At 58.4% G+C, this 14,290-nt stretch carries 13 protein-coding genes and 1 riboswitch; of the genes, 6 read left to right on the top strand and 7 right to left on the bottom strand.

Features of this window, described 5'->3' with window-relative positions; all coding sequences use genetic code 11:
• Positions 1-74: 74 nt before the first annotated feature.
• A complete protein-coding gene (locus PLU01S_RS05695; protein WP_010797081.1) occupies positions 75-530 on the bottom strand; it encodes a DUF1249 domain-containing protein in 456 nt (151 codons plus the stop codon).
• Positions 521-1,141 carry an NUDIX domain-containing protein gene (locus PLU01S_RS05690; protein WP_010797080.1) on the bottom strand — a complete coding sequence of 207 codons (621 nt, stop codon included), beginning with the start codon at positions 1,139-1,141 and terminating at the stop codon, positions 521-523. Before PLU01S_RS05690 ends, PLU01S_RS05695 begins: the two co-directional genes overlap by 10 nt.
• A gap of 195 nt (positions 1,142-1,336) precedes the next feature.
• Here PLU01S_RS05690 and PLU01S_RS05685 point away from each other — a divergent pair, with 195 nt between their 5' ends.
• Positions 1,337-2,086, top strand: a complete 750-nt coding sequence (locus PLU01S_RS05685) for an RsiV family protein (RefSeq protein WP_074823053.1) — start codon at positions 1,337-1,339, stop codon at positions 2,084-2,086.
• A 41-nt stretch (positions 2,087-2,127) separates the two neighbouring features.
• Here the strand turns inward: PLU01S_RS05685 and cytX are convergent, their stop codons facing one another.
• Positions 2,128-3,402, bottom strand: a complete 1,275-nt coding sequence (gene cytX / locus PLU01S_RS05680) for a putative hydroxymethylpyrimidine transporter CytX (RefSeq protein WP_074823055.1) — start codon at positions 3,400-3,402, stop codon at positions 2,128-2,130.
• 113 nt (positions 3,403-3,515) lie between these two features.
• Positions 3,516-5,393, bottom strand: coding sequence for a phosphomethylpyrimidine synthase ThiC (gene thiC, locus PLU01S_RS05675; RefSeq protein WP_074823058.1), 1,878 nt, complete (start codon positions 5,391-5,393; stop codon positions 3,516-3,518).
• Positions 5,394-5,475: 82 nt separating this feature from the next.
• Positions 5,476-5,603, bottom strand: a riboswitch (TPP riboswitch).
• Positions 5,604-5,720: 117 nt separating this feature from the next.
• Here thiC and PLU01S_RS05670 point away from each other — a divergent pair.
• Positions 5,721-7,181 (top strand): TolC family outer membrane protein, encoded by a 1,461-nt coding sequence (locus PLU01S_RS05670; RefSeq protein WP_074823061.1) that lies wholly within the window; start codon positions 5,721-5,723, stop codon positions 7,179-7,181.
• Here the strand turns inward: PLU01S_RS05670 and waaA are convergent.
• Both waaA and PLU01S_RS05660 read right to left on the bottom strand, forming a co-directional pair.
• Complete coding sequence (gene waaA, locus PLU01S_RS05665; RefSeq protein ID WP_074823490.1) at positions 7,170-8,447, bottom strand: lipid IV(A) 3-deoxy-D-manno-octulosonic acid transferase; 1,278 nt, start codon at positions 8,445-8,447, stop codon at positions 7,170-7,172. The two genes, PLU01S_RS05670 and waaA, sit on opposite strands and share 12 nt — an antisense overlap.
• Before the next feature lie 69 nt (positions 8,448-8,516).
• A complete protein-coding gene (locus tag PLU01S_RS05660; protein ID WP_019364026.1) occupies positions 8,517-9,401 on the bottom strand; it encodes a LysR family transcriptional regulator in 885 nt (294 codons plus the stop codon).
• Between the two features lie 84 nt (positions 9,402-9,485).
• Between PLU01S_RS05660 and PLU01S_RS05655 the strand changes: the two genes are divergently transcribed.
• From PLU01S_RS05655 to PLU01S_RS05640, 4 genes are all read left to right on the top strand, one after another.
• Positions 9,486-9,818 carry a DMT family transporter gene (locus PLU01S_RS05655; RefSeq protein WP_074823063.1) on the top strand — a complete coding sequence of 111 codons (333 nt, stop codon included), beginning with the start codon at positions 9,486-9,488 and terminating at the stop codon, positions 9,816-9,818.
• Positions 9,819-9,884: 66 nt separating this feature from the next.
• Complete coding sequence (locus tag PLU01S_RS05650; protein ID WP_074823065.1) at positions 9,885-11,060, top strand: NAD(P)/FAD-dependent oxidoreductase; 1,176 nt, start codon at positions 9,885-9,887, stop codon at positions 11,058-11,060.
• Positions 11,057-11,866, top strand: coding sequence for an aldo/keto reductase (locus PLU01S_RS05645; protein ID WP_074823068.1), 810 nt, complete (start codon positions 11,057-11,059; stop codon positions 11,864-11,866). Before PLU01S_RS05650 ends, PLU01S_RS05645 begins: the two co-directional genes overlap by 4 nt.
• A 41-nt stretch (positions 11,867-11,907) precedes the next feature.
• Positions 11,908-12,801 carry a metal ABC transporter ATPase gene (locus tag PLU01S_RS05640; protein WP_074823071.1) on the top strand — a complete coding sequence of 298 codons (894 nt, stop codon included), beginning with the start codon at positions 11,908-11,910 and terminating at the stop codon, positions 12,799-12,801.
• Between the two features lie 15 nt (positions 12,802-12,816).
• On the opposite strand, the gene hldE is transcribed toward PLU01S_RS05640, so the two are convergent.
• Entirely contained in the window at positions 12,817-14,244 is a 1,428-nt protein-coding gene (gene hldE, locus PLU01S_RS05635) for a bifunctional D-glycero-beta-D-manno-heptose-7-phosphate kinase/D-glycero-beta-D-manno-heptose 1-phosphate adenylyltransferase HldE (RefSeq protein WP_074823075.1), read from the bottom strand.
• Positions 14,245-14,290 lie beyond the last annotated feature (46 nt).

Genomic DNA, 14,290 nt, shown 5'->3' with positions numbered 1-14,290 from the left:
ATTATTTGCGTATCGATCCGTGGCTGGGAGTTTCTATGGCGGCGAGACACGCGCGCCGGAGGACAAAGCAGTAATCAGCGTTGCAGGACAGGTTCGGACTCGTGTCCGCATGCCATGCAGTGGCTCAACCATTCGCCTAGAAACAAATTCAGCTGCGTCTTTTCGTCAGGATGGTTCATCAGCTCGTTCGGATACGGATAGATTGCCTGTAACCGGCGGGTCGGCCCCGCGCTGATGACCTCTGCCATGCGTGCATCATGGTAAACACGCACTTCAAGCCTGGGCACAGGCAACCAGGGAAGCCCAAGCTCCTGGCTGACCTGCAGTGTTGTTGTATATGGACACGCCTCGGTCACTTCCAAGGCCAGTATGCCCAACAGCTTTTCTCCCTGCGAAAGCGCCACACGACGGGAAATCAGTGCCTCGCGCATCTTGGGAAGAAGCTGCATCAGTCGCAGATAGTTGGACTCGCACGTGGCCTGCAGCCCCGGCAAGTCAACTCGGTAGCGATCCCGCCCTTTCAAACCCATAAACCACGTACCTCGGCGCGATTGAGCGCCAGCCATTGCAAGGCAATCATTGCCGCTGCGTTATTGATTTTTCCATTCTTGACGGCGTCCAGCGCATCCTCGAAAGGCATGACGTGAACACGAATATCTTCCCCTTCTTCAGGCAAGCCGTGCACACCGCCAGCCTCGTCGCTGTCCACACGGGCCAGGAAGAGATGCACCAGCTCGTCACTGCCACCTGGAGAGGGGAAGTAAGTGGAGATGGGCCATAGCGATTGCAAGGCCAGACCAGCCTCTTCTTGCGCTTCGCGATGAGCGACCTCTTCGGGCACCTCATGGCTCTTGTCGATCAGCCCGGCTATCGGCTCAAGCAGCCACGGATTATCACTTTTATCGATGGCCCCAACCCTGAACTGCTCTACCAGCACTACCTTATCCCGCTTGGGATCGTAGGGCAGTACGCAGACCGCATCGTGCCGAACAAAAAGCTCCCGATCCAACCGGCGACCCATTTCGCCGGAAAACAACCGATGCCGTAAATATAGACGGTCTACGCGATAAAACCCTTTGAAACACTCTTCGCGGCGCTCAATTTCGAAGTCGCCTGGGGCTGACTTTACGTTTTCGCTCATCTAAGCCTCTCCGGACTTCAGTCGTGACAATCGCGCCATCCTAGCGTGACCGCTTGAAGGATGCAGCCCCTTGGCAGTACCGCCCGGAAGACAGGAAGATATGCGGATGACTGAACGGTTTGATGCCGAACTCATTGCACCGGATGCACTCGAAGCACATCCTGAGCACAGCCCCTCTACCTACCAAGGAGCCCCATGCGACTGTCCAAACTACTCGTTATCGCCAGCACGGCCGTTTTATTGAGTGCCTGCCAAAGCTTTTTCAAGCCTGACCTGAACGAACCGCTCAAGCCCAAGCGTGTGGCGTGGGAGCACCGTCCGGCGGGCTGCGCCAATGCTGACTGCCCCTTCGTCAATGTCGATACGCTGAAGTTCGACGATGAACACCTTAATGCGATCATCGAGCAAGCCTTGCTTGAGGAAACCCGACCGGAACCGGGAGCCCCGGTAGCACAGTCGCTGGACGCTTACGAGCAGGACTTCCTGCGCAATGCGCAGCCGCGCTGGAGCAGTTACCTGCAGGCCAACATACGCGAGCAGCATGACGGGCTGGTGATTGTCGAGCTGTCATCCTATCTGGACACAGGCGGTGCCCACGGCCAGCCGGGCCGCAGCATCATCAATTATGATCGTCAGCAAAAGAAAGTCCTGACGCTTCAGGACATCCTGGTGCCAGGACAGGAACAGGCTTTCTGGGATGTAGCCAAAACCGCCCACCAGGCATGGCTGATAGCCAACGGACTCAAGGACGACGGTGCCTTCGAGAAAGAATGGCCCTTCGTCAAGACATCCAACATTGCACTGGATTTCGGTGCCGTCACGCTGAAGTATGATGTCACCAGCATTGCGCCCTACTCCATGGGCCATCCGCTTATCAAGCTTCCCTATCCCAAGCTGAACGGCATCGTGCGCCCTGAATACTTTCCAGGCCGCCGCGCGCTGTAAGCCTGCTAGCCTGGCGATGCGAATCGCCAGGCTACCGACTCCTACCGTGCAATCAGTCTCCCCAGCACCAACTGAAGTAGACCCGCCAGGATCAGCGCCGGCAGGGTTGCCCCCAGTACGGGCCAGAAAGCAGCAAGCAGATGATAGATCGCTACACCGCAGCCCCAGGCGATGAGGGTGTCCCAGCGCAGCGTCGTCATGGCTACATGATCGGCGTGCTGGGTACGAAGGATAAAATGGTCGACCAGTACCACGCCAAAAAGTGGGGCGAATACCGACCCGATGAGCAGTAGAAAGTGCTCGTATTCAGCCAGGGCAACCTGCCACGCGATGAGTGTACACAGCACGCCGAAAGCCAGTGACAGATGCTCGACCTTGAGCCGAACCAAAATGCCGGAAGACACGGCAGCTGAATGAATAGCCGCAAATGTATTTTCCGACTCATCCAGCAGGATCAGCAGCAGGGGTATGCCTACGCCTGCGCCCGCCAGGGCCAGTAACAGAGCATTGGTCTGGCTTGCATCAGCGAAAGCCAGGGTATAGGCCACACCCAGTCCCATCAGCCAGAAGTTGCCCAGGCAGTAACCAATGGCCGTGCCGCCAAACACGCCAGCCTGCCCGCGGCCAAACCGAGCATAGTCGGCAATCAGTGGTAACCAGGACAGCGGCATGGCAATAGCGATATCGAATCCGGCTGCAAAATTCAGCGATCCATCACCAGGACGCGCCCACAGCGCAGCCAGATCTGCCTTGGAGAAAAAATTCCAGGTCAGCCAAATGCAGGCGGCCAGGAGCAGCCAAATACCCCAGCGGCGCAGAATGCGGCGAACGAAGGTAAGCGGACCGGCGACCGCCAGAACCGTGACCAGTACGCCGAATGTCAGCGTCCAGAAGACCGGATTGGCCAGCCAGCCACCCGCCCCCAGGTAACGGTCCGTTAGGAGAAGGGCTGCATCTCTCATAACCACCAGCTCGAAGCTGCCCCATCCTACCAGCTGCAGGATGTTCAGTACGGCAGGAACTACCGCACCGTAACGCCCAAGGCTCAGCTTGAGCGCCGACATGGCTGAAAGGCCGGTGCGGCTCCCGATGGTCCCAACAACGGCCAGGAGCAGTGAGCCGGCAACCGAACCACATAGAATCGTAAGCCAGCCCTGGGCAAGGCCAAGTCCGGGAGCCAGAAGCGCCCCGGTCTGAACCACCATGAGCCCGACGCTGAGCGAAAACCACAGGGAAAAGAAATCACGCCCGCCTAATACACGGCGTGCGTCAGGCACCACGATGTCGGGTGAATAGGTGCTAGTCGTACTCACGATAAACGATATCTCGGGTAATCAACGGGGACAGGCGCGCTTTTGAGTCGCCCGGAACATAACAAGAAGCCGCGCCCAGGGACGCGGCTTGGCACTACACAACAACGACCCGCGCGTTAAACCTGCTTGTAAATCACACTGCCCTCTTCCTTGAACCGTGCTGCCTGCTCCTGAAACCCGGCTTCGATGGCTCTTTGTTCATCGGTCAATCCATTCTCCTTGGCGTAATCACGCACTTCCTGAGTGATCTTCATGGAACAGAACTTGGGCCCGCACATCGAGCAGAAGTGCGCCACCTTGGCAGAGTCCTTGGGCAGGGTCTCGTCGTGGAAAGCACGCGCTGTGTCCGGGTCCAGGCCCAGGTTGAACTGGTCTTCCCAGCGAAATTCGAAGCGTGCCTTGCTTAGTGCGTTATCTCGGATCTGGGCGCCAGGATGACCCTTGGCGAGGTCAGCGGCGTGGGCAGCGATCTTATAAGTGATGATGCCGGTTTTGACGTCGTCCTTGTTGGGCAAGCCCAGGTGTTCCTTGGGCGTGACATAGCACAACATGGCACAGCCGAACCAACCGATCATGGCGGCGCCGATACCAGAAGTAATGTGGTCATAGCCGGGGGCGATGTCGGTGGTCAGGGGGCCAAGTGTGTAGAACGGCGCCTCGTCGCAGCATTCGAGCTGCTTGTCCATGTTTTCCTTGATCAGCTGCATCGGCACATGGCCCGGACCTTCGATCATGCACTGGACGTCATGCTTCCAGGCCAGCTTGGTCAGCTCGCCCAACGTTTCCAGCTCACCAAACTGGGCGGCATCATTGGCATCCGCAATAGAGCCAGGCCGCAGGCCATCCCCCAGGGAGAAGCTGACGTCATAAGCCTTCATGATTTCGCAGATTTCTTCGAAATGCGTATACAGGAAGTTCTCCTGGTGATGCGCCAGACACCACTTGGCCATGATGGAACCGCCGCGCGAAACGATACCGGTCACGCGCTTGGCCGTCAGCGGCACGTAGCGCAACAGTACCCCCGCATGAATGGTGAAGTAGTCCACGCCCTGTTCGGCCTGCTCGATAAGCGTGTCGCGGAAGATCTCCCAAGTCAGGTCCTCGGCTACACCACCGACTTTTTCCAGCGCCTGATAGATCGGAACCGTCCCGATCGGGACCGGACTGTTACGCAGGATCCACTCACGCGTCTCGTGAATATGCTTACCGGTAGACAGGTCCATCACCGTATCAGCGCCCCAGCGGATGCCCCAGGTCAGTTTTTCCACCTCTTCCTCGATTGAGGACCCCAGCGCACTGTTACCGATGTTGCCGTTGATCTTCACCAGGAAGTTGCGGCCGATAATCATCGGCTCCAGTTCAATATGGTTGATGTTTGCAGGGATGATGGCGCGGCCACGGGCCACTTCGTCCCGGACGAACTCCGCGGTAATTTCTTTCGGGATGGCAGCACCAAAGCTTTGCCCGCCGTGTTGCTGCGTCAAAAGACCCGCCTCCCGAGCCACCTGAAGCTTCATGTTCTCGCGAAGGGCAATGTATTCCATTTCCGGCGTGATGATGCCTTTCCTGGCGTAATGCATCTGACTGACGTTGTGCCCTGCCTTGGCCCGGCGCGGGGTCCGGACATGGGCGAACCGCAGGGCGTCAAGGGCCGGATCATCCAGGCGAGCACGCCCGAACTCGGAGGAAAGCCCCGGTAGAATCTCGGTATCACCACGCTCATCGATCCAGCGCGAGCGAACATCCGGCAGCCCCTTGTGTAGATCGATGCGTACGTCAGGGTCCGTATACGGGCCTGATGTGTCGTAAACAAATACCGGCGTATTCTTCTCGCCGCCGAACGCGGTTGGCGTGTCAGCCAGACGGATCTCACGAACCGGCACGCGGATATCCGGCCGGGAGCCGGTCAGGTAGACCTTTCGGGAATTGGGAAACGGCTGGGTGGACTGGCGATCGACCTGAGTGAAATCGGTGACATTGTTCTGCTTGTTCATCGAGGCTCTCCTGGTAGGCACGGTGCCGGGGAAGAACCTGATACACAGGAACAGGCGGATGCCTGCAAGGTGGTCTGTTCGAGCGAACAGACCTCTTGTTCCCTACGCGGGTTGGCACGTCGCACGCGACGAGTCTAGCCCGATCAGGTTCAACGGGATCCGGGACTACCCGATCTCAGCGCTTCGTATGACGCACCCCGACAAGAACGTCTGCAGTGTAAACACAGAATGCGTTACCCGCCAGGAAACTTCACAGCATATTTTCTCTCGTATGGCCGATACGGCTACACTCGCCCTACAACATGGAAAGCTATGCCAGGACCTCACATGCTGCGTATCGTTCTCTTTTCAACCCTGAGCTGTGCCTGCAGCCTGGTTATGGCTCAGCCAGCAGAGTCGTCTACTACACAGAACGGACTGGTCGCGGTTTACCAGGAAGCCCTCAACAATAACTCCGATCTGGCAGCCGAGCGTGCCGGCCTTGCCGCGCAGCGGGAAGCCATTCCGCAAGCCCGCGCAGGCCTGCTACCGCAGCTCAGCTTGGGCGCTCAAGTCAATGACACCCATATGAGTCTGGGACTGAAGCAGAACGACACTTTAGGGATTGCAGAAGGTCGCTATAAGAGTGATCGCAGCAGTCAGATGATCCAGGCCAACCTCAGCCAGCCGCTGTTCCGGGCAGATCGTTGGTTTCAACTCCAGGCAGCCAAGGCCGGTACGGAACAGGCCGAGTACCAGTTTTCAGCCGCCCAGCAGAACCTGATCCTGCAAACGGCGGAAGGCTACTTCAGCGCCTTGCGTGCCCAGGATGCCCTGGCGACTGCCAGGGCTGAGGAGGCAGCCCTCTTCCGCCAACTCGACCAGACCCGGGAGCGGTTCAAGGTGGGGCTGACGGACGAAACTGATGTACTCCAGGCCCAGGCCAGTTATGACACAGCCAAGGCCAACAGCTCTCTGGCTTCGCGTAATGTCCAGGATGCCTTTCAGGGGCTGGTCCGTCTGACCAACCGGGAGTACAACGCGCTCGAAGGCATTCGCCACGATCTGCCGATCCTGCCCCCCATGCCCAACGATGCCAAGGCCTGGGTCGATCGCGCCGTGGCGCAGAACCTCCAGCTGCTGGCCTCCAACTCAGCCGTAGACACGGCGCAGGAAACCTTACGCCAGCGCAAGGCCGGACACCTACCCACCGTGGATGCGGTGGCACGCTACCAGCGCGGTGACAATGACGCTTTCAACCTGCCCAATCCGGGTGTCGATATTTTCGACAGCCCTGTCAGCCAGCGCAGCGTGGGCGTGCAGATCAATGTTCCCCTTTATACCGGCGGGCTGACCAGCTCCCAAATACGCGAAGCCTATCAGCGGCTGGACCAGAGCGAGCAGCAGCGCGAGAGCATGCGCCGTGAGGTGGTACAAAATACACGCAACTACCATCGCGCCATTAACACCGATGTTGAGCAGATTGCTGCACGCAAGCAAAACATTGCGTCCAGCCAGCGCGCCCTCGAAGCGACCCAGATCGCTTATCAAGTAGGCACACGCAGTATCGTTGATGTACTCGACATACAGCGCCAGCTCTATAACGCCGTTCGTGAGTACAACAATGCTCGCTATGACTATATCCTGGATAACCTGCGCCTGAAGCAGTCAGCCGGCATTCTGAGCCCGAACGACCTGCTTGAGCTGTCGCGCTATTTGAAACCTGACTACGATCCGGACCGCGACTTCCTGCCTCCGGATCTGGCCAAACCCATCAGTATGACGCAGCGGCCCTCGTTAAGACCCTGACGAATGCCTGATCAACCGATCCAGCCCATCCAGCAGGCGCTGCAAGGCGCCCTGGTTGGCTTTGAGTACAGCCAGTCCGCCCTGCCGCATCTGGTCGGCTGCATGCTCATCCGTCAGCAGCAGCTGGAGCGCCTCAGCAATATCCTCGGCGCTCCTTACATCACGTAAGGCCTGCGCATCGCGCAGTTGCGCCGCGATGTCCAGAAAGTTAAATACATGCGGTCCGGAAAGAACCGGCTTACCCAGGGCTGCCGGCTCCAGAAGGTTATGCCCGCCCCGCTCGATCAGGCTACCTCCTACAAAAGCGACATCCGCTGCGGCATATAAGAAGAGCAACTCGCCCATCGTATCGCCTAGGTAAACGGCCGTGTCGTGAGCAACCGGCTCGTCCTTCGAGCGGCGCGCAGTGCTCAACTGGCTCTGCTGACAATGCTTGTAAACATCATCGAAGCGCTCTGGATGACGCGGCACCAATATCATCAGCGCGTCAGGCAAGTGCTGGCGTAACCGCGTATGGGCCGCCAGAAGAATCTCGTCCTCGCCGGCATGGGTACTGGCTGCAATCCAGACAGGGCGATGTCCCCAGGCTTCTCGCAACACCTCTGCACGACTAATCAGCGCCGGATCGATACTCAGGTCGAATTTGATGGACCCTGTCACAGTGACACACTCAGGCCGGGCCCCAAGCGAGGTAAACCGCCCGGCCTCCGCCGGTGTCTGGACCGCGATCCAGTCCATGGATGACAGCATGGGGCGCGTGACACCCTCCAGACGGCCATATCCTTTTGCCGATCGTGCAGACAGGCGGGCATTGGCCAGCGCTACCGGAATCCCTCGACGGGTGCACTGATGGATATAGTTGGGCCAGAGCTCGGTCTCCATAATGACAGCTAGCGTCGGTCGTACATGATCCAGAAACCGTGCGACTGCGCAGGGCACATCATAAGGTAGATAACAATGCTGAACCTGGTCACCAAACAGCGCCCGAATTCGCTCTGAACCGGTAGGCGTCATACAAGTTACCGTGACGGGCAAATCGGGATGCCGTTCGATCAGAGCCCGTACCATTGGCGCAGCGGCAATACTTTCTCCCACTGAAACCGCATGTATCCAAAGACCACCAGGCCGCATGGGCGGAAGGCCAAGGGAAAACCGCTCCCCCATGCGCTGACGATAGAGCGGCGCCTTGCGCGAGCGGAGCACTAAGCGCACGGCAATGAAAGGAAGGGCAATATAGAAAAGCAGGCTATAGAGAATTCTGTTCATGGCGGCGGAGCTTAGCCCGCTTTGCATGGAAAGGCGATGGCAAAGCCCTCTGTTGATCCTAGGACGGCCTTAACCAATGGCTTGCAGCTGCTCGGCAAAGTGCTCACCCAACCAGCGCGCCGCAGGCCCCTGGGGCTCGTCACGCCGCCAGACCAGCTCAACTACCAGCGGAGGTGGCGTCCAGTCACTGGCCAACTCCACCAGATGATTAAGATAAGTAGGGTAGCGGGCCACATGACGAGGCAGCCAGGCCCAACCAATGTCACGCATGACCAGTTCTGCTGTCACATAGAAACTGTCGGCTCGCCAGACGTGTGGACTGATCGGCTCGCCGCCCGGGTAACCGCTCTGATAAGGCGCAATGAGAATCTGCCGGTGCTGAGCCAGTTGCTGACGCGTGATGCGAGCATAGTGAGCCAAGGGATGACCTGCGCCACACACCGTAACCATCTCCACCAGACTAAGCCGCCTGCGCTCCAGGGCATCAGGCATGTGCTCGTGATGGAACATGAGTCCAAGGTCAGCTCGGCGATCAAGCAGCTTTCGCGCAACCTCTCCCTGGGCGCCACTGGCAAGCTGTACATCCAGAAAAGGATAGGTCGCTGCCAGGGTCTCAAGGCTGTTGACGATAGGCTGATACGGCATCGCTTCATCATGAGCCAAGCGCAAGCGAGTTTCCTCGCCCTGTGTCAGCCCCAGCGCCCGACTTTCGAGGCGTTCACAATGCCTCAGAATTTCCCGCGCCTCATCAAGCAGCGCCCGTCCCGACTCGGTCAGCCGAGGCTGCCGTCCGCTGCTGCGCTCGAACAGCAGGACGCCAAGGTCTGCTTCCAGCAAGGCAATTGAGCTACTGATAGCTGACTGGGCGCGCCCTAATCGACGGGCCGCCGCAGAGAACGAACACGTCTCGGCCACACTCACAAACAGACGGACCTGATCCAGGCTCCACTGCATTACCTATCTCCATTACAGATAGGTAATCACTTTATCCCATCACAAGAAAAACTAGACTGGGCGTTTTCAATCAGGATGCTTCTTATGATCGGCTACATTTATCTGGCTATTGCTATCGCCGCTGAAATCGTTGCGACAACCGCAATGAAGGCTTTGGATGGCTTCAACAAACCGCTCCCGCTGGTGCTGGTTATCGTTGGCTACGCCGTTGCCATTGGTTTTCTTTCTCAGGTGGTCAAAATCATTCCAGTCGGTATTGCTTACGCCATCTGGTCAGGCATGGGAATCGTGTTGGTCAGCATAGCGGCTGCCGTCATCTACAAGCAGACACTTGATCTGGCCGCCATACTGGGCATGGGTCTTATCATCCTGGGCGTTATCGTCATTCAACTGTTTTCAAAGAGTACAGGACATTGACCTGAGACCTACGCCTGCAATCGCCTCACGTTATACTGCACGCCTGTTTTTGAAAGAGTCCTGCACATGAGCCCAGCACTGAGCACCGATATTCTGATCGTCGGCGGAGGCATTGCCGGCCTGTGGCTGAACGCCCGTCTACGCCGAGCGGGTTTTGCCACAATCCTGATCGAGTCGGGCACCCTGGGGGGCGGGCAAAGCATGAAGTCCCAGGGCATTATCCATGGCGGTGCCAAATATGCCTTGCACGGCGCGCTAACAGGTGCCTCGGAGGCCATTGCCGAAATGCCTCGCCGCTGGCGCGACAGCCTGGCCGGGACGGGCGAGCTGGATCTGCAGGGTGTCCGCATCCTTTCGGAAGCACATTATCTCTGGTCTCCCGGCACGCTCGCTGGCAACCTCACCAGCTTTTTTGCAAGCAAGGCCGTTCGCGGTCGAGTCGAGCCCGTCAAGGGATCGGACCTGCCTCCTGCCCTGCAGGATCGTGTCTTCAAGGGCAAGGCCTATCGCTTGGCAGAGCTGGTATTGGATGTGCCGAGCCTCATTGCGCGTCTGGCAGAGCTGGCAGGTGACAGCGTGATGAAAGGACAACGCCTTGACCCCATCCTTGAGGATGGGCAACTGGTGGGGCTGATCGTGGACGGCCAGCCTATCCGCGCTCAGCGAGTAGTACTGAGCTCAGGCGGAGGCACCGAAGCCCTGCTACGTGACCTGGGCCTTGAGCAACCGGCCATGCAGCGCCGCCCATTGCATATGGTGCTGGTCAAGGCGCCTACACTCAAACCACTCTATGCCCACTGCCTGGGCGGCGGTTCGAAGCCCCGTATTACAGTGACCACACACCCCTCAGCTGACGGGCAATGGGTCTGGTATTTGGGAGGTGAACTGGCTGAAGCCGAAGGTGTAGCACGTTCAGAAGACGAGCAGATTGCAGTGGCTCGTCATGAGCTGGAAAAGCTGCTGCCCTGGATAGACCTCTCCCAGGCGCGGTGGGCCACCTTGCGGGTAGACCGTGCAGAGCCGGCGCAATCCAGCATGGCCCGTCCAGATAATGCCTTTGTGGCGGAACACGGCCATCTGCTGGTCGGCTGGCCAACCAAACTGGCCCTGGCGCCCGATTTTTCTGATCGAGTCTTTGCGGCCCTTGAGCGAGAAGGTATTCGCCCCGGTACGCACCCCGCCCTTCCTCCGCACCCTATGCCACCGATGGGTATCCCAGTTTGGGAGACGCTGCTGCCATGAAAACTTTGCATGATTACTACCGTCCCCTGGGCGCCACTGGGCTTATGGTTTCGCCTCTAGGGCTTGGTACCGTAAAGCTGGGCCGTGATCAGGGCGTGAAATATCCCAATGGATTCACGATTCCTGATGACCGTGAAGCCGCTGACCTGCTGGCCCTTGCCCATGAGCTTGGTATCAACCTCATCGATACTGCTCCCGCCTATGGTCATAGCGAAGAGCGCCTGGGCAAGCTGCTCAAGGGGCAGCGCGACAATTGGGTTATCGTCAGCAAAGTGGGAGAAGAGTTCGAGTCCGGCCAATCACGACACGACTTCAGTGCTCAGCACACTCGGTTTTCCGTCGAACGCAGCCTGAGGCGATTGGAGACCGACTGCATTGACTTGGTACTCGTACACTCCAACGGACACGATCTCGATATTCTGGAGCAGTCAGATGTCTACACAACCCTGGAGACGCTCAAGCGCGAGGGCTCCATTCGCGCTTTCGGCCTTTCCGGCAAGACAGTAGAGGGTGGCCTGCTGGCGCTCGACAAAGGCGATTGCGCCATGGTGACGTACAACCTCAACGAGCAGAGCGAGCGGCCGGTCATCGACCATGCGACCGCTATTGGCAAGGCGATTCTCATCAAAAAGGCGCTGGCCAGCGGACATGTCTGTCTTGGGAGTGGCGTGGATCCCGTCCAGGCCAGTTTTGAACTGGTACTTGGTCATCCAGGAGTGGCCAGCGCTATCATCGGAACCATCAATCCGTTGCACCTGTCGCATAATGTCCGTGTCGCTGCTAGCGTGATCGAGTCCAGACGTTAACGCGCACGGGGCATCCATGATAACAATTTCAGGAGTCTGCCATGCCTCAACTCATTGCGCGTCAGAACCCCAAGGCATTCAAGACCCTGCCGCTGCTGGTTGAAGGCAGCCCGGAAAAGCTGGTTTACCAGGCCTTGGGCCAACCCCTGAATTTCAACGAGGTGCTGGAGCGCCGCCGTCCGATTGTCGTCGAAGATGAACAACGCTTTTCACTTGAGCTGGCAAACCTGGGCGTTTCGGTCAGGATCACGCTGAACTGGCAAGGGCATGATCATTGGCTATTGGTCCGTCAGAAACGGGTCGATCGTGGCGATACCGTGCTGAAACTGATATCCGGTTACGTTCCTGCCCATGAGCTTAACCTTCCACTGCTTACGGCCGTTCAAGAAGTGGCTGAAGAATGCCTATTTGAAACCCCCGACGGCTGGCTACAGGGCCGTTTTACCGATACCTGGTTGCCTACGCCTTACGAGGGAGCACTGAAGTACCGGGAAAACGGCCATTTCACCCTCACCCCTCGTACCGGGGCCGCACGTCCTGTCCAGTGCGGCAGTCTGGCGCTGATCGAGCGGCCACGCGCTTACGTGCATACGCCTACCGCATCGCTGCAGCTGGTCTATGACATGCAGATGGAGCTACCCAAGGATATCCGCACGCCCAGTCTTTTCCACGTGGATGACAAGGTGGAGGATGGCCAACTCATCGCACGCCTAGACAAGCGCCGCCCGGATATTTATTTGCTGGCAGTAGATCAGGGTCGTCCTACCGGCGAGCTGTTTACATTGCATGAGGGGCAACGCCAGCCTGTAAGCACTCGAGGCCTCTGGCTCTCGGAAAGCTTTGCCGAACAGCAAGGCTGGCTCGTGCATGAAGAACGGGTACGCTGGCAGGACTGGTTGAGCCGCCTGGGCACAACCAAGGAGAGGGCGTCCTGACGGACGCCGCTTCTATCAGGGGTTTCCGCGGATTCGCTCGACAATCGCGGTGGTTGAACTGTTTTCAACGACGCCTAGTACCTTTACTTCCCCCCCATAGGCTTGAACCAGAGGTGCTCCGACTACCTCATCGACGCTTTTGTAGTCTCCACCTTTTACCAGCACATCCGGCTTTACCTGCTTGAGCAGCTCCTCAGGTGTGCTTTCGCTGAAGGGAATGACCCAATCCACAGCTCCAAGGCCAGCCAACACCGCCATTCGGCGATCGACAGTATTGATAGGACGGCCCGGCCCCTTCAGGCGGGTGACGGATGCGTCATCATTCACAGCTACGATCAGGCGGTCACCCAGTGCACGTGCCTGCTCAAGATAAGCTACATGACCGGCATGAAGAATATCGAAACAGCCGTTAGTGAAAACGATCTTCTCGCCATGGGCACGGGCATCCTCAATAGCAACCTGCAACTGCTCCAGAGCCAATACCCCTCGCTCCGAGCCTTCCTCTCGCTGCACCGCACGGCGAAGCTCCGGAGCGCTGATTGCAGCAGTGCCCAGCTTGCCCACTACAATACCTGCAGCAAGGTTCGCCAGAGCAACCGCATTGTGCAGCTCCTCGCCTGCAGCCAGCGCGGCCGCCAGAGTCGAAATAACGGTATCGCCCGCGCCGGTTACATCGAAGACCTCCCGTGCACGAGCAGGCAGGTGGAACGGCTGCTGGTCAGGCCGCAGCAGCGTCATCCCGTTTTCGCCACGGGTTACCAGCAGTGCACCCAGCTCCAGGTCAGCGATCAGTTTGCAGCCTTTGGCGACCAGGTCAGCTTCGTCGGTGCAAGGTCCTACAATCGCCTCGAATTCGCTCAGGTTGGGCGTAATCAGGCTGGCGCCCCGGTAGATCGAAAAATCCTTGCCCTTGGGATCTGCCAGTACCGGAATGTTACGAGCACGGGCCAGCTGGATCAGGTCCTGATGGTTTCTGAGCGCACCTTTGCCGTAGTCGGAAAGGACCAGCACCTTTACACCTGCCAGCATGGAGCGCGTATCTGCTGCCAACGCTTGGGTATCGGTCTTGAATGATTCTTCAAAATCGACACGCAGTAGTTGCTGGTGACGGCTCATGATCCGCAGCTTGACGATGGTCGGCTGTCCGGCAATACGCTGAAAACGTGCCTCGACCTTGGCGGCCTTCAGGCTGTCAGCCAATGCGTCGGCGGCCTCGTCCTGGCCTGTTACACCGACCAGATAAGCCGGTGCCCCCAAGGCAGCAATATTGAGCGCCACGTTGGCAGCACCACCGGGGCGATCTTCATTCTGATCAACCCGTACGACAGGCACAGGCGCCTCGGGCGAGATTCGCGACGTTGCACCATGCCAATAACGATCGAGCATGACATCGCCGACCACGAGCACGGGGGCTTGATCAAAACGGGGCATGGTCAGCTTCATGGAAAGACTCCAAACGTCAAAACGGCGGCGATGATACCACAGGGTT

The organism is Pseudomonas luteola NBRC 103146, from assembly GCF_002091675.1.
Lineage (GTDB): Bacteria > Pseudomonadota > Gammaproteobacteria > Pseudomonadales > Pseudomonadaceae > Chryseomonas > Chryseomonas luteola.
Note: the sequence above shows the minus strand (reverse complement) of the source record. Positions and strands in the feature narration are given on the sequence as shown.

Bases quoted from the DNA above. Each gene is read 5' to 3' on its own strand.
- PLU01S_RS05695 (WP_010797081.1), bottom strand. From the start codon at position 530: ATGGGTTTGAAAGGGCGGGATCGCTACCGAGTTGACTTGCCGGGGCTG.
- PLU01S_RS05690 (WP_010797080.1), bottom strand. From the start codon at position 1,141: ATGAGCGAAAACGTAAAGTCAGCCCCAGGCGACTTCGAAATTGAGCGC.
- PLU01S_RS05685 (WP_074823053.1), top strand. From the start codon at position 1,337: ATGCGACTGTCCAAACTACTCGTTATCGCCAGCACGGCCGTTTTATTG.
- thiC (WP_074823058.1), bottom strand. From the start codon at position 5,393: ATGAACAAGCAGAACAATGTCACCGATTTCACTCAGGTCGATCGCCAG.
- PLU01S_RS05670 (WP_074823061.1), top strand. From the start codon at position 5,721: ATGCTGCGTATCGTTCTCTTTTCAACCCTGAGCTGTGCCTGCAGCCTG.
- waaA (WP_074823490.1), bottom strand. From the start codon at position 8,447: ATGAACAGAATTCTCTATAGCCTGCTTTTCTATATTGCCCTTCCTTTC.
- PLU01S_RS05660 (WP_019364026.1), bottom strand. From the start codon at position 9,401: ATGCAGTGGAGCCTGGATCAGGTCCGTCTGTTTGTGAGTGTGGCCGAG.
- PLU01S_RS05655 (WP_074823063.1), top strand. From the start codon at position 9,486: ATGATCGGCTACATTTATCTGGCTATTGCTATCGCCGCTGAAATCGTT.
- PLU01S_RS05650 (WP_074823065.1), top strand. From the start codon at position 9,885: ATGAGCCCAGCACTGAGCACCGATATTCTGATCGTCGGCGGAGGCATT.
- PLU01S_RS05645 (WP_074823068.1), top strand. From the start codon at position 11,057: ATGAAAACTTTGCATGATTACTACCGTCCCCTGGGCGCCACTGGGCTT.
- PLU01S_RS05640 (WP_074823071.1), top strand. From the start codon at position 11,908: ATGCCTCAACTCATTGCGCGTCAGAACCCCAAGGCATTCAAGACCCTG.
- hldE (WP_074823075.1), bottom strand. From the start codon at position 14,244: ATGAAGCTGACCATGCCCCGTTTTGATCAAGCCCCCGTGCTCGTGGTC.